At 74.0% G+C, this 22,488-nt stretch carries 18 protein-coding genes and 1 tRNA gene; 13 read left to right on the forward strand and 6 right to left on the reverse strand.

Annotated elements, in window-relative coordinates:
* Positions 1–62: 62 nt before the first annotated feature.
* From AC1050_RS10135 to AC1050_RS10155, 5 genes are all read left to right on the forward strand, one after another.
* Entirely contained in the window at positions 63–359 is a 297-nt protein-coding gene (locus AC1050_RS10135; RefSeq protein WP_482387284.1) for a hypothetical protein, read from the forward strand.
* Complete coding sequence (locus AC1050_RS10140) at positions 359–2,719, forward strand: hypothetical protein (RefSeq protein ID WP_482387285.1); 2,361 nt, start codon at positions 359–361, stop codon at positions 2,717–2,719. The genes AC1050_RS10135 and AC1050_RS10140 overlap by 1 nt, the downstream gene beginning before the upstream one ends.
* Positions 2,716–3,273 (forward strand): hypothetical protein, encoded by a 558-nt coding sequence (locus AC1050_RS10145; RefSeq protein WP_482387286.1) that lies wholly within the window; start codon positions 2,716–2,718, stop codon positions 3,271–3,273. Before AC1050_RS10140 ends, AC1050_RS10145 begins: the two co-directional genes overlap by 4 nt.
* Positions 3,274–3,340: 67 nt before the next feature.
* Positions 3,341–5,017, forward strand: a complete 1,677-nt coding sequence (locus AC1050_RS10150; protein WP_482387287.1) for an FAD-binding dehydrogenase — start codon at positions 3,341–3,343, stop codon at positions 5,015–5,017.
* Positions 5,018–5,202: 185 nt separating this feature from the next.
* Positions 5,203–6,174 (forward strand): ATP-dependent DNA ligase, encoded by a 972-nt coding sequence (locus AC1050_RS10155; protein ID WP_482387288.1) that lies wholly within the window; start codon positions 5,203–5,205, stop codon positions 6,172–6,174.
* A 4-nt stretch (positions 6,175–6,178) separates the two neighbouring features.
* Here the strand turns inward: AC1050_RS10155 and AC1050_RS10160 are convergent, their stop codons facing one another.
* Positions 6,179–7,090, reverse strand: a complete 912-nt coding sequence (locus tag AC1050_RS10160) for a DUF368 domain-containing protein (protein ID WP_482387289.1) — start codon at positions 7,088–7,090, stop codon at positions 6,179–6,181.
* 218 nt (positions 7,091–7,308) lie between these two features.
* On the opposite strand from AC1050_RS10160, the gene AC1050_RS10165 reads away from it, so the two are divergent.
* The 3 genes from AC1050_RS10165 (at position 7,309) to AC1050_RS10175 (ending at position 10,269) form a co-directional block, all read left to right on the forward strand.
* Entirely contained in the window at positions 7,309–9,363 is a 2,055-nt protein-coding gene (locus AC1050_RS10165; protein WP_482387290.1) for a serine hydrolase domain-containing protein, read from the forward strand.
* 121 nt (positions 9,364–9,484) lie between these two features.
* Positions 9,485–9,557, forward strand: a tRNA-Arg gene (locus tag AC1050_RS10170).
* A gap of 205 nt (positions 9,558–9,762) precedes the next feature.
* Entirely contained in the window at positions 9,763–10,269 is a 507-nt protein-coding gene (locus AC1050_RS10175; RefSeq protein ID WP_482387291.1) for a hypothetical protein, read from the forward strand.
* A 302-nt stretch (positions 10,270–10,571) separates the two neighbouring features.
* Here the strand turns inward: AC1050_RS10175 and AC1050_RS10180 are convergent, their stop codons facing one another.
* A complete protein-coding gene (locus tag AC1050_RS10180) occupies positions 10,572–11,156 on the reverse strand; it encodes a TetR/AcrR family transcriptional regulator (protein ID WP_482387292.1) in 585 nt (194 codons plus the stop codon).
* 160 nt (positions 11,157–11,316) lie between these two features.
* On the opposite strand from AC1050_RS10180, the gene AC1050_RS10185 reads away from it, so the two are divergent.
* Both AC1050_RS10185 and AC1050_RS10190 read left to right on the forward strand, forming a co-directional pair.
* On the forward strand, positions 11,317–11,769 hold the full coding sequence (locus AC1050_RS10185; RefSeq protein WP_482387293.1) for an iron chaperone: 453 nt from the start codon (positions 11,317–11,319) through the stop codon (positions 11,767–11,769).
* Between the two features lies 1 nt (position 11,770).
* On the forward strand, positions 11,771–12,454 hold the full coding sequence (locus AC1050_RS10190; RefSeq protein ID WP_482387294.1) for a VOC family protein: 684 nt from the start codon (positions 11,771–11,773) through the stop codon (positions 12,452–12,454).
* A 280-nt stretch (positions 12,455–12,734) separates the two neighbouring features.
* Here the strand turns inward: AC1050_RS10190 and AC1050_RS10195 are convergent, their stop codons facing one another.
* The 3 genes from AC1050_RS10195 to AC1050_RS10205 all read right to left on the reverse strand — a co-directional run bounded on the left by AC1050_RS10195 (position 12,735) and on the right by AC1050_RS10205 (position 16,942).
* Positions 12,735–14,636 carry an RCC1 domain-containing protein gene (locus AC1050_RS10195; protein WP_482387295.1) on the reverse strand — a complete coding sequence of 634 codons (1,902 nt, stop codon included), beginning with the start codon at positions 14,634–14,636 and terminating at the stop codon, positions 12,735–12,737.
* A gap of 348 nt (positions 14,637–14,984) precedes the next feature.
* Positions 14,985–15,665 (reverse strand): response regulator, encoded by a 681-nt coding sequence (locus tag AC1050_RS10200; protein WP_482387296.1) that lies wholly within the window; start codon positions 15,663–15,665, stop codon positions 14,985–14,987.
* Positions 15,662–16,942, reverse strand: coding sequence for a sensor histidine kinase (locus tag AC1050_RS10205; RefSeq protein WP_482387297.1), 1,281 nt, complete (start codon positions 16,940–16,942; stop codon positions 15,662–15,664). Before AC1050_RS10205 ends, AC1050_RS10200 begins: the two co-directional genes overlap by 4 nt.
* A gap of 296 nt (positions 16,943–17,238) precedes the next feature.
* On the opposite strand from AC1050_RS10205, the gene AC1050_RS10210 reads away from it, so the two are divergent.
* Positions 17,239–19,449 (forward strand): MMPL family transporter, encoded by a 2,211-nt coding sequence (locus AC1050_RS10210; protein ID WP_482387298.1) that lies wholly within the window; start codon positions 17,239–17,241, stop codon positions 19,447–19,449.
* A 90-nt stretch (positions 19,450–19,539) separates the two neighbouring features.
* Here AC1050_RS10210 and AC1050_RS10215 read toward each other — a convergent pair whose 3' ends face one another.
* Positions 19,540–20,409: a helix-turn-helix transcriptional regulator gene (locus AC1050_RS10215; RefSeq protein WP_482387299.1), complete on the reverse strand. Its 870-nt coding sequence runs from the start codon at positions 20,407–20,409 to the stop codon at positions 19,540–19,542.
* 131 nt (positions 20,410–20,540) lie between these two features.
* On the opposite strand from AC1050_RS10215, the gene AC1050_RS10220 reads away from it, so the two are divergent.
* Positions 20,541–22,016, forward strand: a complete 1,476-nt coding sequence (locus tag AC1050_RS10220) for an MFS transporter (protein ID WP_482387300.1) — start codon at positions 20,541–20,543, stop codon at positions 22,014–22,016.
* A gap of 71 nt (positions 22,017–22,087) precedes the next feature.
* Entirely contained in the window at positions 22,088–22,474 is a 387-nt protein-coding gene (locus AC1050_RS10225; protein ID WP_482387301.1) for a nuclear transport factor 2 family protein, read from the forward strand.
* The last annotated feature ends 14 nt before the right edge of the window (positions 22,475–22,488 follow it).

The raw sequence follows: 22,488 nt of genomic DNA on the forward strand, positions 1-22,488 counted from the left end.
GTACGGGTACGCCGTCTCACCTAGTCTCAGGAGGAAAAGCCGACGTGAGCAGGGGGAGAGCTGTGAGCGAGATCGACGTCGCGGCCGTGCGCGGTGCCGCGGACGCCATGGAGCAGGTGGCGCAGACGGTGCGGGACCACGTCCCGGACGAGGTGGGTGACGTGGCCGCGGCGCTCGCGGGCAGCGCCAGCGCCGGGGCCGGATCGGCGCTCGCGACGGCCTGGGCCGACTCCTACGCGCACTGGGCCACCAGCGCCGACACGCACGCGCAGTCCATGCGGACGTCCGCGGACTCGTGGACCGGCACCAACGAGTACGTCGCCACCCGGTTCGACCGGCTCGGGCCGGTGGCGTCCTGATGGTCTCCCCGTCGCAGCTCGCCTCCTGGCAGCCGGCCCGGCTGTCCGAGATCGCCGAGTCGGTCCTCGCGCACCGCCGCGCGCTCACCGCCCTGGACGACGACCTCGAGTCCGGGAAGCCGCCCGCCTCGTGGACCTTCACCGACGCCACGGCCGCGCGGGCCGAGCACCACCGCCTGACCGGGCTGCTCACCACCCAGGTCTCCGAGACCGTCGGCGTGGTCGACGCGCTCGACGCCGCGGCCACCGCCATCACCGCGGCCAAGCGGCTGCTCGAGGGCGCGATGCGCCGCGGCGGCGCCCAGGGGCTGCACATCGACCACGCCACCGGTGCCGTCAGCATCGCCCGCACGTTCGCGGACGACGAGGAGGACGAGCTCGCGTACGCCCGCACCGTGCAGCAGGAGGTCGCCGAGCAGATCGAGACGGCGCTCGCGGACGCCGACACGGCCGACCAGGCGCTCGCGGCCGCGCTGACCGCCGCCGCGACGACGGACGTCAACGCCGTCGGCAGCCTGGCGGACCAGCAGCGCCTGCTCGACTTCGAGGCGCTGGACGAGGCCGACCAGGTGCAGTACCTGCTGGACCACCCCGAGGCGTACCCGCTGCTCGGCGACCACGTCGCGCCCGAGGTGAAGGCCGAGGTGGGCGCCCACATCGCCGACGCGCTCGACCGGATGGCCCGCGACCCCCAGGACTTCTCCGACGCGGCGACGACCGAGAAGTACGCCACCCTGCTCGCCGCGCTCGGCGACGACCCCGCCGTGATGGCGCCGCTGTACCAGCGCCTCGGCGCCGACGGGCTGCTCGGCACCTACGACGGCCTGGCCTCGGTGATGTCCTTCTCGGACGACCCGAACCTCGCGAGGCTGGCCGCCGGGCTGCGGTCCGGGCTGCAGTCCGCCACGCAGCAGGAGGGGTTCGACGGCACGCGGTTCGGCGAGGACCTGGTGCAGCTGGCGACGCGCACCGCCGGCGGCGACCGGATGGACGCCTTCTTCGAGACCTACCCGAGCACCCCGATGCACGCCGCCGTCCTCGACTACCTGATGCGCGACGGCGAGTACGGCGAGGACTTCGTCCGCGGCGTCGCCTGGCAGCTGGACGAGTTCGAGCGCTCCGTCGACCCCGACGTGGTGCAGTCGTGGATGCACCACACCGGGACGGGGTCGCCGCTCAACGGCCTGGACACCGACCCGGACGAGTCGCTGCTGGGGCGGACCCCCGACCCGATGGGCGCGACGATGGGGCAGCTGGGCAGGCACCCCGCGCTGGGGCTCGAGTTCTTCACGGACGAGCCGGAGCGGGCCGGGTTCTACTTCGCGGAGCGGGACTGGAGCCGGGACGGGTTCCAGGGCGTCGCGGAGGCGGCGCTGGGGATCGGGACGGATCCGGGGAACATCGCGGACGCGGGCGAGGACACCGGGATGCTCGTGTCGCGGTTCTTCGACCTGCTGCCGGACAACCCGCGGTTCGACGCCGACCACGCCGCAGCGGGCGCCGAGCCGGTGGCGGACCTGCTCAAGCACTACATGCCGGCGGTGGAAGCGGCCGTCGCCGCCGCCGACGCAGGCGACCTCGGCGCGCGCCTGCGCGACTTCGACACCAACCCGTACCTGCCGGCGATGACCGACTACCCCGTGCTCGACGCGGTGGACCTGGACGGGCTGCTGGGGGTGGCGCTCAGCGACGAGAACGGCATGGCCCGGATCGCCGAGGGTGTCGCCGGCCTGCGGCAGGCGCAGCTCGGGAGCTTCGCCGAGCAGCACCCGGGCATGGAGGGCGCGGAGGCGCACAACCAGGCGCTGCGTTCGATCCTGTCGGACTCCGCCAAGCTCGAGGGCTACATGCAGCACGCGGTCGGCGAGATCGCGATCGAGGGCGCCAAGACACGGGACCAGCAGGTGGCGGTCTTCACCGGGCTGGTGTCGGAGGCCGTGGGCCTGATCCCCGTCCCCGGGGCGGACGCCGCGGGCGACGTGGTGGGGGAGACCGGGAAGAAGGTGTGGGAGGCGGCCTGGGGCAAGGTGCAGGAGATCCCGGCGGACCGGATCACCGAGTCGTTCGGCTCGAACGAGGACGCCGTGCGCGACGAGCAGACCGGGGCGGCGCAGCTGGGGCGGGAGAAGATGGTCATCACGACCTACCTCGCGCTCGCGGAGTCGGGCGTGGTCGAGATCCCGGAGAACATGCGCGACACGTGGGCGCCCGGCGGTCAGGTCGTCTCGCTGGAGGGCATCGCGCCCGAGGACCTGCAGACGTTCCACGCCGAGGCCGCGGACCGGTTGGGCACCCTGCTGAGCGTCGCGGAGCTCGACCTGATCTACAAGGACGGCTTCACGTCGTGGTACGCGAAGTGACCCGGCGGGCTGTCGCGCTGCTGGGTGCCACCGTGCTGCTGTCGGGCTGCGCGAGCGAGCCGGTGCTGCTGGACGGCGACGACGTCGACGGCGTCGTCTCGACGACGCAGAACGACGGCGGGGCCCTCGCGCCGGGCTGGACCTGGTGCGACGACCTGCGCCCGGGGCTCTACACCGGTGCCGACGTCGTCAGCTCGTTCCTGACGTTCGAGGACGAGTCCCGCGCCGGGGCGACCATCATCGACCTCTCCGAGGACACCCGGTCGGTGGACTACCTCCTGGAGCAGTACGAGGCGGGCGCCGACCTGTGCGCGGAGAACGTCGCCGAGGGCTACTCGATCGAACCGGTGACGGGCCTGGACGGCGGTGCGCTCGGCTGGACCACGCGGCGCAGCGACGGCGAGTGGGGCCGGTACGTGCTCGTCCCGCTGGATGACGTGCGGCTGCTGGCGGTGGGCTTCTCGACCACGGGGGAGGAGCCGCCGGTGGAGCTGTCCGAGCTGGTCGACCTGGCCGAAGCAGGCGCGGAGCGGTTCCCGGCCGATCAGGGCTGAGCGGGCCGCTACAGTCCACAGCACCGGCGCCGCGACGGGGCGTGCGCCCGGCTGCGGAGGGGTGCGCGTGGACGCGGACGTGATCGTGGTGGGCGGTGGCCTGGCCGGGCTGGTCGCCGCGGACGAGCTGGTGCGGACCGGGCACCGGGTGCTGCTGGTCGACCAGGAGAGCGCCGCGAACCTCGGCGGCCAGGCCTACTGGTCGTTCGGCGGCATCTTCCTGGTCGACAGCCCGATGCAGCGGCGGTTCGGCGTCCGGGACTCCCTCGACCTGGCGTGGCGCGACTGGCAGGGCAGCGCGGGCTGGGACCGGCTGGACGGCGACCTGCCCGAGGACGCGTGGGCGGTGCGCTGGGGCCGGGCGTTCGTCGAGTTCGCCGCGGGTGACGCGCTGCCGTGGCTGCAGGACCGCGGGGTGCGGTTCACGCCGGTCGTCGGCTGGGCGGAGCGCGGTGACGGCCTGCCCGGCGGGCACGGCAACTCGGTGCCGCGGTTCCACGTCCCGTGGGGCACCGGCACCGGGATCAGCGAGCCGTTCGCCGACCGGGTACGGAGCGCGGCGCAGGACGGACGGCTGACGCTGAGGTTCCGGCACCGGGTGGACGGGCTGGTCCGCACCGGCGGTGCCGTCACCGGGGTGCACGGCACGGTGCTGGCGGACGACGACGCCCCGCGCGGCGTACGGTCCAACCGGGACCCGGTGCACGACTTCACGCTCACGGCGCAGGCCGTGGTGCTCGCGACGGGCGGGATCGGCGGCGACCACGACCTGGTGCGCCGCTGGTGGCCGGACCGGCTCGGCACGCCCCCGCGCACGATGCTGACCGGGGTGCCCGCGTACGTCGACGGCCGGATGCTCGACATCGCCGACGCCGCCGGGGTGCGGCTGGTCAACCGCGACCGGATGTGGCACTACACCGAGGGGATCGCGAACTGGGACCCGGTGTGGCCGGACCACGGCATCCGGATCCTGCCCGGGCCGTCGTCGCTCTGGTTCGACGCCCTGGGCCGGCGGCTGCCCTCGCCGGGGCTGCCGGGCCACGACACCGTCGGCACGCTGCGGCTGCTGCGCACCGACCCGGACCTGCAGCAGCACGACCACTCCTGGTTCGTGCTGACCCAGCGGATCATCGAGAAGGAGTTCGCGCTGTCCGGCTCGGAGCAGAACCCCGACATCACCGGCCGGGACTACCGGCTGCTGCTGCGGACCCGGCTCGGCCGCGGGGCGCCGGGGCCGGTCGAGGCGTTCAAGGACAAGGGCGAGGACTTCGTGGTCGCGGGCTCGGTGGGGGAGCTGGTGGCGGGGATGAACCGCCTGACCGACGAGCCGCTGCTCGACCCGGCCGCGATCGAGCGGCAGATCCGGGAGCGCGACGCGCAGGTGCGCAACGGGTACGCGAAGGACGCGCAGGTGCTGAGCATCCGGAACGCGCGGCGGTACCGCGGCGACCGGCTGCTGCGCGTCGCGCGGCCGCACCGGGTGCTGGACCCCGCGGCAGGCCCGCTGATCGCCGTGCGGCTGCGGGTCATCACGCGCAAGACGCTCGGCGGCATCCAGACGGACCTGGACGGCCGGGCGATGGACCGCGCCGGCGCGCCGGTGCCGGGGCTGTACGCGGCGGGCGAGGCGGCCGGGTTCGGCGGCGGCGGCGCGCACGGCTACCGCGCGCTGGAGGGCACCTTCCTGGGCGGCTGCCTGTTCACCGGGCGGACGGTGGGGCGGGCGCTCGCGGCTGCGCTGTAGGTGCCGTGACCACCGTGCCACCTACCCGGCTCGCCGCGCGGAGCCGGTCGGCCCTCAGGACGCCCCTCATCGCACACCGGCGGCTGAGTGAGTGGTCGGACGGTCCGTAGCGTCGTGCGCGTCGCGGTCGCCGGCGGTGGGACCGGCGGTCGAGGGCGACCACGACGAGCGGCGGAGGTGGGCAGGTGGACGGGTGGCCTGGGGTGCGGGGCGGTGCGGTGCCCCCGGTCGTCGACGAGCACGTCCAGCCGGCGCTCGCCCGTCCCGTGGCGTCGATGACGGACGCCGCGCACCTGCCGGGCGGCACCGCCTGGGAGCCCAAGTGGGACGGCATGCGGGTGCTCGCGGTCGCCGACGGCCCCGCGACCACGCTGCTGGCCCGGCACGCCGGTGACGTCACCCTCGCGTTCCCCGAGGTGGTCGCCGCCGTCGCCGCGCAGGTGCCGCCCGGGACCGTCCTCGACGGCGAGCTGGTGGTGCGCCGGGCAGGCGTCGTCGACTTCGAGGCGCTCCAGCGCCGGCTGACCGGCCGCCGCGCCGTCGCGGCCTACGCCGCCACGCACGCGCCGGCCGGGTACGTCGCCTTCGACGTGCTGCGGCACGGCGGCGCGGACGTCCGGGACCAGCGGCTGCTCGACCGGCGGGTGGCGCTCGAGCGGCTCGCGGCCGGCTGGACGGCGCCGCTGCAGGTCTCGCCGTTCACCGGTGACGCCGCGGTGGCCGCGCGGTGGTTCCGCGACCTGGCGGGCAGCGGCGTCGACGGGCTGGTCGCCAAGGGCCTCGACCAGCCGTACCGCGGCGGGACCCGCGACTGGTGCAAGGTCAAGCACCGCTCGGTCCGGGACCTGGTGGTCACCGCGGTGACCGGTTCCGCGCACGAACCGAGCGCCCTGCTGCTGGCCCTGCCGGACGACGGCGCGCTCGTCCCGGTCGGCCGGTCGAGCCCGGTCGGGCCGGTCGCGGCAGCGGCGCTCGCCCGGCACCTCACCGCGGCCGGGGACGGGTCCGGGTCCGAATCGGCGGTCGCGACACCGGTCACGCCGCTGGTGGTGGAGGTGTCCGCCGCGGCCGGGTGGTCCCGCGGCCGGCTGACCGGGCCCGCGCACTACCTCCGGGCGCGCCCCGAGCTGGACCCGACCGAGGTCGCGCCCGCCTGACCGGTCACGTGCTGGCGTCGTCCCGCGTCGGTGCGGGTGCTGCGGTGCGGGCCTCGACCCGGCGCGCCAGGGCGGCCAGGCCCAGCACGCCGGCCGCTCCCAGCGCGCAGGTGAGCGCCGCCAGCGGCGCCTGCCCGTCGGGCGCGAGCAGCACCCGGTCGTCGGTCTGCCACGGCCACAGCGCTCGGAGCGCGCCGAGCACGACGCCCGACACCAGCACGAGCGTCACCCGGCGCCGGTGCTCCAGCAGCCGCTGCAGCCCGCTGACGCAGCACCCCAGCCCCACCGCGACGCCCGCCACGAACACCGCGACGAATGCCCAGTCGCGGTCGTTCAGCGCCGCGAGCGTCGGCTGGTAGAGCCCGAACGTCAGCAGCAGGAACGACCCCGACGTACCCGGCAGCGCCAGCGCGCACGCCGCCACCGCGGCCGCGACGAACACCACCGGGTACGTCGGCGCCAGGTGCTGCGGGGGCAGGCCGACCAGCAGGAACACCGCCACTGCGACCACCCCGGCACCGAGCACGTCGCGCGCGGTCCAGCGCGAGCCGATCAGCCGCAGCGGCACCGAGAGCGCCGCCGCCGTCATCCCCAGGAACAGCGCGTACACCGGCACCGGGTGCTCCTCGAGCAGCGGCGCGACGAACCGCACCGTCACCAGCAGCCCCGGCACCATCCCGACCAGCAGCGGCACGATGACGGACCACCGCACGCGCCGGAGCTCGGTGCGGGCACGGTCGCGGTCGGTCACCGCGTGCCGCAACGCCGTCACGGTGTGTCCCGCACCGGCCACCGCCGTCTCGTACACGCCGGTGACCAGGGCGATGGTGCCGCCGCTGGTCCCGGGCAGGGCCTCGGCGGCGCCGACGAGGACGCCGCGCGCGAGCGACCACGAGGTGGCGGGGGAGGTGCGCATCGTCCGGACGCTAGCCACCCGGCCACCACCCACCGCGACGAGCGAGCACCTACCCGGCTCCGCCGTGCGGGGGAGTGCCCCTGCATCGAAGGGAGCAACGCAGGACGGCACCTCCCGGCCGATGTGCCACGGCCGTCGCTCGCGAAGGCTGGATCGCAGGCCAGGGGTGCCGCCGCACGGGACGATCCCGGACACCACCCGGCCGCGAGGAGGGCACCATGCCCGTCGTCGAGCACGCCCCCGTCCCCCGACCGCCCCGCCGGCGCACCCGCGCAGCCGCCGCCCTCGGCCTCACCCTGCTGCTGGGCGGCACCGTGGCCGGGTGCGCGGCGGCGACCGCCGACCCGACGCCGCCGCCGGCACCCGCCGCCCCGGTCGCGCTCGCGGACGAGGCCGCTGCCGCGCCCGCCGCGCCCGCCGCGTCCGTACCCGCGATCGAGCGGGACGACATCGACGCGTGGCTCGACGGGTTCCTGCCCGCCGCGCTCGAGCGCACCGGCATCCCCGGGGCGGCCGTGGCGGTCGTGCACGACGGCGAGGTCGTCACCGCCCGCGGCTACGGGTGGTCCGACACCGGCACGGAGAGCGGCACGCCCGTCCCCGTCGACCCCGACGGCACGCTGTTCCGCCCGGGCTCCGTGTCGAAGCTCGTGACGGCGACCGCCGTCATGCAGCTGGTCGAGTCGGGCGACGTCGACCTGGACACCGACGTGGCGGAGTACCTCGACGTCGACGTGCCGCGGGCGTTCGACGAGCCGATCACCCTGCGGCACCTGCTGACGCACACCGCCGGGTTCGAGGAGCGGGTCGGCGGCCTGATCGGCGCCGAGGGCACCGCCGTCGACCTGCGGCAGGCCCTGGCCACCGAGCCGCCCGAGCAGGTGTACCGGCCAGGAACCGTGCCCGCGTACTCGAACTACGGCAACGCGCTCGCCGGGTACGTCGTCGAGCGCGTCAGCGGCCAGCCGTTCGAGGAGTACGTCGCCGAGCACGTGCTCGCGCCGGCCGGCATGACGTCGTCGACGTTCGCCCAGCCGGTGCCCGCCGCGCTGCAGAACCGGCTGGCGCTCGGCTACGGCACCGCCGACGGCCCGTCCGCCGGGTTCGAGGTGGTCGGCACCCCGCCCGCCGGTGCACTGAGCGCCCCCGCCACCGACATGGCCCGGTTCATGCTCGCGCAGCTCGGCGAGCCCGCCACCGGCGACCCGGTCCTGGCCGACGAGACCCTGGCCCTGATGCAGGCGCCGGCGCTCGACCAGGACGCGCTCGGCACCCTCGCCGCGGGGCCGCGGATGACCCTCGGGTACTTCGAGGAGGACCGGAACGGCCACCGCATCGTCGGCCACGGCGGCGACACCAACTACTTCCACGCCCACCTGCAGCTGTACCCGGACGACCGGACCGGCGTGTACGTGTCGGTGAACGGCTCGGGCCGGAGCGGGCTGGACAGCCTGCAGCTGCGCGAGCAGCTCATGCACGGGTTCACGGACCGGTACTTCCCGGCCACCGGTGCGCCGGAGCCGAGCGGCATGGACGAGGACACCGCCCGCGAGCACGCGGCGCAGGCCGCCGGCACCTACACCAGCTCGCGCTCCATGCGCAGCACCTTCCTCGCCGTCACCGACCTGCTCGCCCCGACCCACGTCACCGCACAGGACGACGGCCGCATCCTGGTCGACCCGGGGCCGCTGAGCGACCGCGCCGTCCTCTACGAGGAGGTCGAGCCGTGGGTCTGGCAGGAGGTCGGCGGCCAGCGCATCATCGCGGCGCGCGTCGCGGACGGCCAGGTCGAGGCGATCGGCTTCGACTCCGCGTTCGCCCTGCTGCGCGCCGACGCCGCCACCGACGTCGCCGTGCCGGTGCTCGTCGGGTCCGTCGTCGTCCTGGCGCTCGGGGTGCTCGCCTGGCCCGTCGGTGCGCTGGTCCGGCGGGTCCGGCACCGCGGGCGTGCGGCTCGGGCCGGTCGAGTGCCGCGCGCGCTGACCCGGGTGGCCTCGGCCGCCGCGGTGGTCGCGGTGCTCGGCTGGTCCACCGTGGTCACGACCGTGATGGGGCTGCAGGAGGTGCCCACGAGCGGGTTGCGGGTGCTGCAGGCGCTCCAGGTGCTCGGCGTGCTCGGCCTGGTGCCCGCGGTGCTCGCCGTCGTCGGGGACGTCCGGCGGCGCGCCGGGTGGTGGCGGATCGCGGGCGGCGTCGCGGTCGTGCTGGCGCTCGCGGCCGTCGCGTGGTTCGCCCTGACGTACCGGCTGATCGCGCCGAGCGTGTCGTACTGACGGCCGGCGTCGACCCCCGTCGCAGCGCGCCGATCGGCGGGTGTGACGGGGGTCGCGGGGTATCGGTTTGGGGTCAGGGCCCTGGACCTGTATTCTCGTCTGCGGCCCTTCCGAGGGCCACGCGCCCGTAGCTCAATGGATAGAGCATCTGACTACGGATCAGAAGGTTGGGGGTTCGAGTCCCTCCGGGCGCACAGCGCACAACCCCCGTCCAGGTCACCCTGGGCGGGGGTTTCTGCATGCCCCCTCAACACAGCGGGCGTCCGGCCGATGCTCAGGGCCGAGGGGAACGATGTCGATCGACGCAGTCGTGACACCGCCCAGACGCGTCGCTGACGCCAGCCGATCCGGTGGAAGTCTCCTGACGGGAGCCAATTCCGCGTACCTCCTGGAGCAGATGTGCTGACCCATGCACCTCGCCGCGCCACGCCGATCGTGACCGCCTACTCGTGGCTCCTCACTGCCCTCTGGACCCTCACCGGCGCACACTTCGAGGGCGAAACCCGGGCGGCACGCGCACGACGATCGGTCGAATCAGCGTTCGGCAATCCGCCCGACGTCGAGCTGCGCACCCCGGTCGTTCAGGGCGGTGCCACGCTCGCCACGATCCCGACCTTCCTCTTCGCGCTCGCCGGCGCCATCTGCGGCGCGACGTTCGGAGGTGACCCCTGGTTCCGCGGAACGATGCAGGTGGTGGCTGTCTGTGCGACATGGAGCGCCGTCGCAGGTCTGCGAGCGGTGTTCGCTCGACGGGACTGGAACCGGTGGCGCAGAGCGGGCCGGCCCTCGACCTGGCGGCGGTCGCGCCTCGCAACGCCGGGCAACCGCGACCTCATCTACTTCGTAGCGTTCGCGCTGCTGTTCGCATGGTTCGTCGGACTGTCCTTCGACGTCACCGCCGCCTGAGCCACGAAGCGGTCATCGTGACCGCGGTCGGCTGTCGACCCCGGCACAGTTCGAGCACCGATCGTCGAGGCTCCGCATCGGCCGCTCCTCGTCGAAGCATTAGGTGACGCGCTCAGTGCCGAGAGCCCCTACGCAGGCGCCGGTGGGAGCGAGGGCGCGACTCGCCACGCGACCGCCCGGCCCGGCGAGCAGGGCGACGTGGGCGCCGGTCACCGCGAGCCGGCCCGTCACGGTGTCCTGGCCGGTCACCAGCACCCCGGCAAGCCGGCACTCGTCCTGGGGTGGGCTCGCGGTCTGGTCGGCTAGGCCCGGTAGGCGGCCATGAACATGTCCAGGAGTCCGTCGACGGCACCCTCATCGACGGGACGGGTCGTCAGGAGCAAGCGGTAGTACAAGGTGCCGCACAGCACCTCCGCGGCGAACTCCAAGTTCGCGTCGGCGACGAGCTCACCGTTGCGCTGAGCCAGGGTGATCCGGTCGAGTGTGCTCCGCTCGACGGTCGCCAGGAAGCGTTCGTGGAGAGTCGCCCGGAGTGCGGGCTCGGACTGCGCCTCGGCGATGACCGCGCGGTAGACGGGGCCGATCGGCGGGCTGGACAGTGCGCTGCTCGAGCGGAGGAACTGCTCGCGCAGATCGCTACGGACGTCTCCGGTGTCGCGGTAGTCCAGGTCGCGGGTCCACACCACGCTGAGCGTGTCGAGCAGCAGCGCCGCGATGGACGGCCAGCGCCGGTAGATCGTGTTCTTCCCCACCCCTGCACGCCGCGCGACCGCCTCGATGCTCAGGCCCGAGTAGCCGACCTCAGCAGCGAGATCGAGGGTGGCGCGCAGCAGGTCATCCGTCCGCGCGGCTCCGCGACGTCGGGGCCCGGGGGGCGTGTCATTCATGTCGCCATGTTATCGGCACGGGGTGTGCCGTTGACAGTGCTCTGACCGCAGGGCAGCATGGGCCGCTATCGGCACGGCACGGTGCGTTCCGATAAGCCGGATGCACGCGCATCTCCGGCTCGAGGTCGCCTCACACCCCCCGGAAGGGAATCGATCAGCCATGAGCACGACGAGCACCAGCACACGCGAGGGATTCACACCCGAGGAACGCGCTGCGATGCAGGACCACGTCCGGGAGGTGAGGACGGAGGCGCGTCGGGCCTCCCGGGCGGACAAGGCGGCAGCGGCGGAGCAGGACGTGCTCGCCAAGATCGCCGAGATGCAGGACTCGGACCGGACCATGGCGGAGCGCGTGCATGCGGTCATCGCCGCCAGCGCCCCGGTCCTGGCGCCGAAGCTCTGGTACGGCATGCCCGCCTACGCGCTGGACGGCAAGATCGTGTGCTTCTTCCAGAGCGCCGAGAAGTTCAAGGCACGCTACGCGACGCTCGGTTTCAGCGACCAGGCGAACCTCGACGAGGACACGATGTGGGCGTCCGGTTTCGCCTTGACCCAGGTGACCGTCGAGGTGGAGGCCCAGATCGGTGCGCTCGTGAAGCGGGCAGTGAGCTGACGTGACCACCACCGCCACGTCCGCGATCGAGTCGATCACCCTCGAGGTGGCCGACCACGCTGCAGCCAGCCACTTCTACGCCACCGCGTTCCCCACGGGGCCGCTGGTGCGACTGCGGGCATCCGAGGCGCCGACGATCGGCTTCCGAGGTTTCACGCTGTCCTTGACGGTGTCCCAGCCGGCCGACGTCGACGTCCTCATCGACGGCGCCCTGAACGCCGGGGCCACGCCGCTGAAGCCGGCCGCGAGGTCGATCTGGGGCTACGGCGGCGTCGTGCAGGCCCCGGACGGGACGACCTGGAAAGTCGCGACCTCGGCGAAGAAGGACACCGGGCCGACGACTCCGGAGATCGACCAGGTCGTGCTCCTGATCGGAGCCGCCGACGTGGGGACGAGCAAGCAGTTCTACGTCGACCGGGGCCTGACCGTGGCCAAGAGCTTCGGGCGCACCTACGTCGAGTTCGATGCCGGATCGAGTCCCATCAAGCTGGCGCTCTACAAGCGCCGTGCCCTGGCCAAGGACGTCGGCGTCGCGCCCGACGGCACCGGGTCCCACCGGATCGTCATCGGTGGCGTCGCAGGACCCTCGACCGACCCGGACGGATTCGTCTGGGAGGCGTCGTCGTCTGTCCCCACGCCACCCGGAGACGGCGTGACGACGGGCCAGACCTCAGGACCCGGGTGATCACCACGGCGTGACCGGTCCGGGGCGGGGGAACGGCTCTCGCCACGGACCGGTTGCTCGCCCGACGGGGCCGACGGCCTGCCGCGGCCGGGCAGCAGCCGCGATGGCGACCATCCCGCCCGGTCCTCGGCGGGTACGAGGGATGTGCATGTCTCACCCGACGGTCGACCCGGGCGGGGCGGGTGAGCGTCCCGGGGCGGTTCCGCGAGTACGTGCGGACGGCAGTGATCGGCGGCCCGAGGTGGCGCGCGGCGCGACCGGCGCAGCGGCGGCCCGGGTATCAGCCGAGCACCCACCCACGTCGCACGGCGAAGAGCGCTGCTCCTCCGGCGACCATCGCGAGCGCGAGCGCGAGCGCGAGCGCGACGAGCGCCGTGCTGCCGGCGCCGGTGACGGCGAGCGAACCACCCGGCCCGTCGTCGGGGACGACGGCGGGCGCGGGTCGCTGCTGGGCGCCGTCGGTTCCGGGGCCGGACCCGGGCGCGGCGGCGGCGGTGGCGGTGGCGGAGTTTGTGGTCGCCGTGCCCAGGCAGTTGGTGAAGGTGGCGCGGAAGTCGGTGGTGGCCGAGACCTCGGCGACCAGGATCGTGCTGGTCGCCCCCGGGATGTCGGTCCAGACCTCGGTGCCGGTCGGCGCCTGCTGCCACCGGATGTCCGGGGTGCTGTCGCCGTCGGCCGCGGCGCTCATCGTGACCGTGCCGCCGCCGGAGGGGACGTCCGCTCCGGTGGGGTGGGCGGTGACGACGGGCGGGGTGCCGTAGATGAACCCGTCCGGCGTCGTCCGGGTGTGGGTCCGGCCGAGCTGGGTGTGGGTCACCTCGACGTCGACCGCCCCGCAGGCGTGCGGCGGAGCTGTCACGGTCCACGCGGTGCCGTCCTGGGTGAGGTCTGTCCCGGGCACGCCGCCGAACGTCACCGACTCGACCGCCGCGGCGGTGTCGATGCCGGCGTCCGGCACCGACGAGCTGGTCGTGCTCCCGTCGCCGAGCTGGCCGAAGGTGTTGCCACCCCACGTGTAGGTCCGGCCGTCGGACCCGATCGCCATCGAGTGGCCGGCGCCGGCGGTGACGGACGTGAAGGTGACCCCCGCCGGAGCGCTGACGGGGACCGGCAGCGTGGTGGCGTCGGCCGTCGTGCCGTCGCCGAGCTGGCCGGACCAGTTGGCGCCCCAGGCGTAGGTCCGCGCGTCCGACCCGACCGCCAGGGTGTGCCTGCTGTCGGCGCCCTCGACGACACCGGTGAAGGTGACACCGTCGGGCGCGGTCACCACGACCGGCACCGACGAGTCCGCGGTGCTCCCGTTCCCCAGGCCGCCGCTCCCCCCGAAGCCCCAGGCGTAGGTCCGCCCGTCGGACCCTGTCGCCGCCGTGTGCCCGGCGCCTGCAGCGACAGTGGTGAAGGTGGCCCCGACGGGCACGCTGACCGCGACCGGCACCGACGAGTCCGCGGTGCTCCCGTTGCCGAGCTGCCCGAAGGGACCGGCGCCCCAGGCGTAGGTCTGCCCGTCGGAACCGATGGCGACCGTGTGGGCGCCCCCGGCCGAGATGGCGGTGAAGGTGACGTCGTCCGGGGCGCTGACAGGAACCGGCACGCTCGAACTTTCCAGAGCGCCGTTGCCGAGCATGCCGGCCGTCCCACGGCCCCAGGCGTACGTCCGTCCGTCGGACCCGATCCCCACCGAGTGGTCGTGGCCTGCTGCAACGGCGGTGAAGGTGACCCCCTCGGGCGCCCTGACCGCCACCGGCACCGACGCGTCGGTCAGGGCGCCGTTGCCGAGCCGGCCGGTGCTCCCCGCCCCCCAGGCGTACGTCCGTCCGTCGGAGCCGATCGCCAGGGTGTGCATGACGCCCGTCGAGACTGCGGTGAACTCCACCCCCGCCGGGGCGCTGACCGGCACCGGCACGGCCGAGTCGGTGCTGCTCCCGTTGCCGAGCCGGCCGTTGCCACCGTTCCCCCAGGCGTAGGTGAGACCGTCGGACGCGATCCCGACGGAGTGCAGGCCTCCGGCGAAGACGGCGGTGAAGGCGAGGTCGTCGGGGAGCGTGCCGGAGACGACCGTGCCGCCGGCCGTGGGTCCCTGTTCGGGTGCGGGCGTGGCGGCGGCACTCCCGGCGCTGGTCAGCAGGAGGGCGGTAGCGGCGACGGCGATCGCTCCGCCCAGTCGTCCGTCGTGGTGGCGCATGATCCGGTTCACACCTCGGGGTCGGGGTTTTCGGCCGGGGCGCCGTGGTGCGGCTCCCGCGCCCAGGGAGTCCCTGGTGTCGGCGACGGCGCTACCTGGCCGGCTCGGCCCGTCGACGGCGCGGAGCGCGGCCGACGTCACGAGGTTGCTATCTTCCGGTAGCACTCAGGGGGCCACCGAGGGAGCGCAGGTGGCAGACGGTGCGGCGGTACGGACTACTTGAGTACGTGCACCCACGTGACTGCGTGTCCGGACCGAGGCCTCTGAGTGGCGTGGTGGTACCAGCGGAGGCATCGGGGGGTCAGGCGGTCTCCTCGCGGAGACGCGACCCGTCCGGGAAGCGGACGGTCAGCCGAGCGGCGCCGCCCCGGGCTCCACCAGGCCGCTCTCGTAGGCGAAGACGACGAGCTGGGCCCGGTCGCGGGCGGCGGTCTTCATCATCGCCCGGTTGACGTGGGTCTTCGCGGTCGCCGGGCTGATGTAGAGCCGCTCCGCGATCTCGGTGTTCGACAGCCCGGCCGCCACGAGGGCGACGATCTCGCTCTCACGGGCCGTCAGCTGCTCGAAGCCCGGGACGGTGCGCGCCGGCCGACGCTCGGGCTGCCCGAGCACGCGCTCGACGAGCGCACGGGTGGCTCCCGGCGACAGCAGCTGGTCGCCGGCGGCGACGGTCCGGATCGCGTCGATGAGCGCCTCGGGCTCGACGCCCTTGCCGAGGAACCCGCTGGCGCCCGCGCGCAGGGCGGTGACGACGAGCTCGTCGGTCTCGAAGGTGGTGAGGATCAGCACCCGCACGCCGGCGAGCGCGTCGTCCTCGGTGATCCGGCGGGTGGCCTCGATGCCGTCCACCTCCGGCATGCGGATGTCCATCAGGACGAGGTCGGCGCGCGACGTGCGCGCCGCCGCGACGGCCTCGGCGCCGGTCGACGCCTCGCCGACGACCTCGATGTCCGGGGTGGCGTCGAGCAGCAGGCGGAACGTGGCGCGCAGGAGCGCCTGGTCGTCGGCCAGGAGGACGCGGACGGTCATGCGGTGGCTCCTTCAGCGGGGGCGCGGTGGGCCCGCGGGTCCGCGGGCAGGGTGGCGACGACCTCGAAGCCGCCGTCGGCGGTGCGGCCCGCGCGGAGCGAGCCACCGGCGGACGCGGCGCGCTCGCGCATGCCGATCAGCCCGTTGCCGGTGCCGGGGGCGGGCGGTCGGTCCGGCTGCGGGTCCGCGGGGTTCACGACCCGGAGGCGGACCCCGGTCGTCGCCCAGGCGAGCTGCACCTCGACGACGGTGCCGGGCGCGTGCTTGGCGGCGTTGGTCAGCGCCTCCTGCACGATGCGGTAGGCCGCGAGGTCCACCTGCTGCGCGAGCGGGACCGGGGTGCCGCTGACGGTCAGGCGCACCTCGGTCCCCGCGGTGCCGAACGACCCGACCAGCTCGTCGAGGGCCGCCAGACCCGGCACGGGACCCAGGTGGCCGGTGCCGTCCGCGGGGTCGCCGGCGTCCTCGTCCCGGCCCCGCAGGAGGCCGATCGTCGCGCGCAGCTCGTCGATGGCGCGGCCGGTGTGCTGAGTGATGTCGCGCAGCGCCTGCTCGGCCGCGTCCGGCTGGGACCGCAGCAGGTACCGCGCGACCCCGGCCTGCGCGTTCACCAGCGTGAGGTTGTGCGCGAGGACGTCGTGCAGCTCGCGGGCGATCCGCAGGCGCTCGTCGAGCACGGCCTGCTGCGTCTGCGCCTCGCGCTCCTCGGCGAGGCGCTGCGCACGCTCCCGGCGCCCGGCGCGCCACACGCCCAGCGCGGCAGCGGTCACCACCAGGTAGAACACGACGGCGTCGGTCAGCACGGTCTCGGACGACTGCGTCGTCAGGCCGACGACCGCGAGGACGCCACCCGCGACGAGGCCGGACACCCACCCCGCCACCCGGGGCGCCCGGGAGGCGAACGTGGCGACCGCGAGCATCGTCGCGAGCGGCGCGGGCTGGTAGGCGCCCATGCCGCTCGCCGCGCGGGCGACCTCCGCCGGGAGCGACAGGAAGATCAGGATCGTCGACTCCGCGGCGACCGTGCCGGCGAGCGCGAGCAGAGGCCGGTAGGTCCGCAGGAGCAACGGCGCCCACGCCCCCACGATGCCGATCCACAGCGCGAGGTCGGGGAGCTCCGTGCGGCCGGTGCGGACCGTGGTGACCTGGATCATCGCGACCAGCCAGAGGAGCGTGACCGCGGTCTGCCGCCCGGTCGGCCGGCTGCCGCGGGTCGACGCGTCGACCGCGACGATCCTGGCGGGGATCCGGCGGACGAGCTCGGCGGTGCGGGTCACGGTGCCTCGGGGTGCTGGTGGTGCGGTCGGTCCGGCTCAGGGTGCCACGGCGTGCGGCTGCCGGGTCGAGCATCGTCGGGCCGGCGGCCCCGGTCATCGGCCTGCGGCGGTATCCCCCGGTACGGCAGCCGCCGTAGGCCCGCGCGGCGTGCGGCCGGCGCGGTCCGGCGTACGCCGCGGGGCGAGGCGCTACCGCGGATGCGGTAGCACGCATGGTCCACCTGCACGATTCGCCGCGCGGGCGGCGCGATGACGATGGACCGCGAATCCCCGTCGTCGTGTCGCCAAGGAGAACCATGTCCACGTTCCTCGCCAAACTGGGGCGCTTCAGCGCCACCCACCGGGTGGTGGTGGTCCTGACCTGGGTGGTGGTCTTCGCCGGCCTCACCGGCGCGCTCGCCGTCAACGGGTCCGGCGAGTCCGCCGCCCAGACCATCCCGGACTCACGCGCCTCCCTGGCGCTCGAGGAGATGAACGAGCACTTCCCGAGCGAGGGGACCGCCGGTGAGTCGGCGCGGGACGCCTCGCTCCAGCTCGTGTTCCACCCCGACGGTTCGACCGTCACCGACCCCGTCGTCGACGCGCAGATCGCCCAGGTGCTGACGGACGCCGCGTCGCTCCCGGGCGTCCGGTCCGTGAGCGACCCGTTCGACACGGCCCGGCCGTTCGTCTCCCCGGACGGCGCGCTCGCCGTCAGCACGCTGACGTACGGCACGCTCGACGAGGAGCAGCAGGCGGAGTACTACGACGCCGCCCTGGCGCTCCGTGACTCCGCCCCGGCCGACCTGGGCGTCGAGCTCGGCGGGAACCTGGTCCCGATCGGCGCCCCGGAGACGGGCGTCGGTGAGCTGCTCGGCGTCGTCATGGCGTTCGTCGTCCTGCTGCTGACGTTCGGCACGCTGCGGGCGGCGGGCGCGAACCTGCTGGTCGCGGTCGTCGGCGTCGGGGTCGGCCTGGTCGGCGTGCTGGCGTACGGGTCGATCTGGCCGATCGGCGAGAACTCCATCATCCTGGCCTCGATGCTGGGCCTCGCGGTCGGCATCGACTACAGCCTGTTCATCCTCTCGCGGTTCCGCAACGAGCTGCGGGCCGGCAGGAGCGTCCTGGACGCGGTCGCCACGGCGACGGGCACCGCGGGCACGGCGGTCGTGTTCGCCGGTCTGACGGTCGTCGTCGCGCTGGTCGCCCTGGTGGTCGCGAACATCGGCTTCATCACCGAGATGGGTGTGGCGGCGGCGTTCGCCGTCCTGGTGGCGGTCCTCCTCGCCCTCACGTTGCTGCCCGTCCTGATGCGGACGATGGGTCTCAAGACGCTCTCGAAGAAGCACCGTGCCGAGCTGGCCGCCGGCCACGTCCGGGCGGAGTCGGAGCACCCGACGAAGGGCTTCCTGGCCCGGTGGGGCGACGGCGTGGTGAAGCACCCGGTGCCGGCGCTGCTGGCAGGCGTCCTGGTGCTCGTGGTCGTCGCGCTCCCGACGCTGAGCATGAAGACGGCGTTCAGCATCCCCGGTGGCTCCGACCCCGAGTCGACCGAGCGCACCGCGTACGACCTGATCGTCGACGAGCTCGGCGGCGTGCAGAGCCCGATCATCGTCCTCGCCGAGGGCGACGACGTCGCGACGCGCGCCCCCGAGGTCGAGGCCGAGCTCGCCGCGCTGCCCGGCGTGGCCCAGGTCGTCCCGGCTGAGATCAACGCCGAAGGGGACTACGCGCGGATCACGGTCATCCCGACGGGAGGCCCGATCGACGACTCCACCACGGAGCTGGTCCACACCCTGCGCGACGGGGCCGACAGCATCTCCGGTGTCCACCTCGAGGTCACCGGGGAGGCCGCCATCGGCATCGACCAGACCGAGGCGCTGAACCAGGCGCTCATCACGTACGTCATCGTGATCGTGCTGATCTCGCTCGCACTGCTGGTGCTGATGTTCCGTTCGCTCCTGGTCCCGTTCCTCGCTACGGCGGGGTACCTGCTGTCGGTGCTGGCCTCGTTCGGAGCGAGCGTCGCGGTCTTCCAGTGGGGCTGGGAGTTCCCGCTGATCCAGGCGCCGCAGGGCGATCCCATGATGAGCCTGCTGCCGATCCTGCTCGTCGGCGTCCTGTTCGGCCTCGCGATGGACTACCAGGTGTTCCTGGTGTCCCGGATCAAGGAGATGCACGACAACGGGCTGGACGCCAAGGCCGCCATCCGCGAAGGCTTCGCCCGGTCCGCCCCCGTCCTGGTGGCGGCGGCGTCGATCATGACCGTCGTGTTCGCCGGGTTCGCCTCCAGCACGTTCAACGTGGCGGCGTCCATCGCCTTCGGCCTCATGGTCGGCGTGGTCGCGGACGCGTTCGTCGTCCGGCTCGTGCTGATGCCGGCGCTGCTCTCGCTGTTCGGGGAGTCCGCGTGGTGGCTGCCGAGGTGGCTCGACCGGATCCTCCCGACCATCGACACCGAGGGCCACGCCCTGGAGCACGCCGAGGACGCCCGGGTCGACAGCGAGCCGGAGCCGGCCAGGGTCTGATCCGCTGCACGCGGCCCGCGCACCCTTGCCGGTGCGTGGGCCGGGTCGTGCGCGGGGACGGCGTGGCTCGTCGCCCGCCGGACGCCGTCGTCAGGTGGTGATCGCCCCGGCGCGGCGGTGGGTGGCACTGATCGTCGCGAGCAGCGCGAGCGCGTCGTGGGAGGGGGAGCCGGGCTCCGCGTAGTACGCGATCAGGGTGAGCCCGTCGTACCCCGGCAGCTCCAGGGCCTGGAACGACAGCTCGAGGTCACCGACGCCGGGGTGGTGGAACTGCTTGACCCCGCTGCGGTGGAACCGCACGTCGTGCACGGCCCACATGCGCCGGAAGTCCTCGCTGCTGACCGACAGCTCGCCGATCAGGTCGGACAGCTCCCGGCTGTGCGGGGCCCGTCCGGCCTCCTGCCGGAGGATGGCGACGGTGTCCTCGGCCATGTCCTCCCACCTGTCGAGGGCGGTCCGGGCCGCGGGGTCGAGGAACAAGTACCGCGCGAAGTTCTCGGCCGCCGGGACCGGCGCCCCCTCGGGGTGGTAGAGCTCGCGGGCCAGATCGTTCATCGCCAGGACGTCGAGCCGCCCGTTGCGGACGAACGCGGGGATCCCGGTCATGCCGTCCAGCAGGTGCTGCACGCCCTGCGGCAGCTTCGCCGGAGCGCGGCGCCGACGGGGGTTCGCGCCGGCCGACGCGGCGCGGGCGAGGTCGAACAGGTGCTCGCGCTCGGCGGCGTCGAGCCGCAGCGCCCGGGCGAGCGCGTCCAGGACGGGCTCGGAGGCGCCCGCGATGTTCCCGCGCTCGAATCGGTTGTAGTAGTCCACGCTCATGCCTGCGAGCAGCGCGATCTCCTCGCGTCGCAGGCCGGGGACGCGGCGTCGCCCGCCGCCGGCCGGCAGCCCGACCATCTCGGGGGTCAGGCGGGCACGCCGACTGCGGAGGAAGTCGTGCACCTCGTCTCGGATCGCCATGCCGCCACGCTACGTCCGGGCCGTCAGGCGCAGACAGGTACTGGCGTTACACGCACATGCCGTCACTACCTGACCCTCCGCGCAGCCGGTTCGCTGGGTGACGTCCCCACCGACGTCCGCAGAGAGCAGCCATGTCCTCGACCTCCATCGCCCCGACCGGGGGCACCCAGCGCTGGTACGCGCTGGCCGTCATCTCCATCGCCCAGCTCATGGTGGTGCTGGACGCGTCCATCGTGAACATCGCGCTGCCGCAGGCGCAGGTCGACCTCGCGTTCGACGACTCGCTGCGCCAGTGGGTCGTCACCGCCTACAGCCTGGCGTTCGGCGCCCTGCTGCTGCTGGGCGGGCGGCTGTCCGACATGTGGGGCCGCAAGCGGTCCCTGAGCATCGGCCTGGTCGGGTTCGGCCTCGCGTCCGTGCTCGGCGGGATCGCCCCGAACATCGGCGTCCTGCTCGCCGCGCGCGCGCTGCAGGGTGTCTTCGCAGCGCTGCTGGCGCCCGCGGCCCTGTCGGTGCTGTCGACGACGTTCACCTCCGGCAAGGACCGTGCCACCGCCTTCGGCGTGTTCACCGGCATCGCCGGCGCCGGCGGCGCCATCGGCCTCCTGCTCGGCGGCGTGCTCACCGAATTCGCGTCGTGGCGGTGGACCCTGCTGGTCAACGTCGTGTTCGCCGTCGTCGCCCTGGTCGGCGCCGCGCTGTTCATCCACGAGCCCGCTGGTGGGCGCAACCGCAACCGGCTCGACGTGGTCGGGACCGTGCTCGCCTCGGTCGGCCTGGCCGCGCTGGTCTACGGGTTCACCCTGGCCGAGGAGCGCAGCTGGGGCGCGTGGCAGACGCTGGTCTCCTTCGCGGTGGCCGTCGTGCTGCTCGTGGTCTTCGTCGCCACCCAGACCCGCGCCGCGCACCCGCTGCTGCCGCTGCGGGTGGTCACCGACCGCGCCCGGGGCGGCTCGTACCTGAGCATCGCGCTCGGCATGGCCGCCAACTTCGCCCAGTTCCTGTTCCTCACGTACTACCTGCAGCAGGTCCTCGGCTTCGCCCCGCTGGCCACCGGCTTCGCCTTTCTGCCGCTCGTCGTCAGCCTCGTGGTCGGCACCAGCCGGCTCGGCGGCCGCCTCACCGCGCGGTTCGGGGTCCGTCGCGTCATGGGCAGCGGCTACCTGGTCGCTGCCATCGGGCTCGCCTGGCTCACCCGGATCAGCACCGGGGACGACTACTGGACCGTCGTCGTCCCGGCGACCGTCGTGATGGGCCTCGGGCTCGGGACCGCGCTGATCGCGGGCATGACCACCGCCACCCGCGGCGTGCAGGTCACCGACGCCGGCGTCGCGTCCGCCCTGGTGAACACCGCCCAGCAGGTCGGCGGCTCGGTCGGCACCGCCCTGATGAGCGCCATCGCCGGCGGCGCGACCGCAGCCTGGCTCGCGGCCGGGAGCGGCACGTCCGCCGCGGCCGCGGTGCACGGCTACAGCGTGGCGTTCTGGGTGGCGACCGCGTTCCTCGCCGCCGCCGCCCTCGTCGCCTTCACCGTCGTCACGGACCGGAGCGGGACCGACGCGGACCAGGACAGCGACGACGCCGCGCCCCTGGTGCACGTCGGCTGACGCACGACCCACGCCCCACAGACGAACGAACGGACGCACACCGTGCGAGACCAGGACTGGAGCCCAGCGCCATGACCCCGACGTACGACGACAGCAGCGACCGGCGCGCGATCCGGGCGGCCGACCGCGCCCTGCTCGACGGACTGGTCCGGCGCGACGTGGATGCCCTGGAGCAGCTGCTGGCGCCCGACTTCGTCGCCGTGCACATCACGGGCCACGAGCAGTACCGCGCCGACTGGCTGGCGCAGATCGCGTCCGGCGACATGGCCTACCACCACGTCGCCGAGGAGTCGAGCGACCTGCGCCTCGACGGGGACTCCGCGGTGCTGGTCACCCGGAACCGCGTGACCGCGACCATCTGGGGCTCGCGCGCGACCTGGCCGCTGGAGTCCACCACCCACTACGCACGGCACCCCGGCGGCTGGACGATCGTCCGCTCCGCCGCCACCACGTACTGATCCCGTCCCGCACC

It is taken from the genome of Cellulomonas sp. NEAU-ZC6 (assembly GCF_056844425.1).

Excerpts from the sequence above, each read along its gene's own strand:
- AC1050_RS10140 (WP_482387285.1), top strand. The coding sequence starts at position 359 with ATGGTCTCCCCGTCGCAGCTCGCCTCCTGGCAGCCGGCCCGGCTGTCC.
- AC1050_RS10225 (WP_482387301.1), top strand. The coding sequence starts at position 22,088 with ATGACCCCGACGTACGACGACAGCAGCGACCGGCGCGCGATCCGGGCG.
- AC1050_RS10200 (WP_482387296.1), bottom strand. The coding sequence starts at position 15,665 with ATGACCGTCCGCGTCCTCCTGGCCGACGACCAGGCGCTCCTGCGCGCC.
- AC1050_RS10165 (WP_482387290.1), top strand. The coding sequence starts at position 7,309 with ATGCCCGTCGTCGAGCACGCCCCCGTCCCCCGACCGCCCCGCCGGCGC.
- AC1050_RS10195 (WP_482387295.1), bottom strand. The coding sequence starts at position 14,636 with ATGCGCCACCACGACGGACGACTGGGCGGAGCGATCGCCGTCGCCGCT.
- AC1050_RS10160 (WP_482387289.1), bottom strand. The coding sequence starts at position 7,090 with ATGCGCACCTCCCCCGCCACCTCGTGGTCGCTCGCGCGCGGCGTCCTC.
- AC1050_RS10180 (WP_482387292.1), bottom strand. The coding sequence starts at position 11,156 with ATGAATGACACGCCCCCCGGGCCCCGACGTCGCGGAGCCGCGCGGACG.
- AC1050_RS10185 (WP_482387293.1), top strand. The coding sequence starts at position 11,317 with ATGAGCACGACGAGCACCAGCACACGCGAGGGATTCACACCCGAGGAA.
- AC1050_RS10215 (WP_482387299.1), bottom strand. The coding sequence starts at position 20,409 with ATGGCGATCCGAGACGAGGTGCACGACTTCCTCCGCAGTCGGCGTGCC.
- AC1050_RS10220 (WP_482387300.1), top strand. The coding sequence starts at position 20,541 with ATGTCCTCGACCTCCATCGCCCCGACCGGGGGCACCCAGCGCTGGTAC.
- AC1050_RS10210 (WP_482387298.1), top strand. The coding sequence starts at position 17,239 with ATGTCCACGTTCCTCGCCAAACTGGGGCGCTTCAGCGCCACCCACCGG.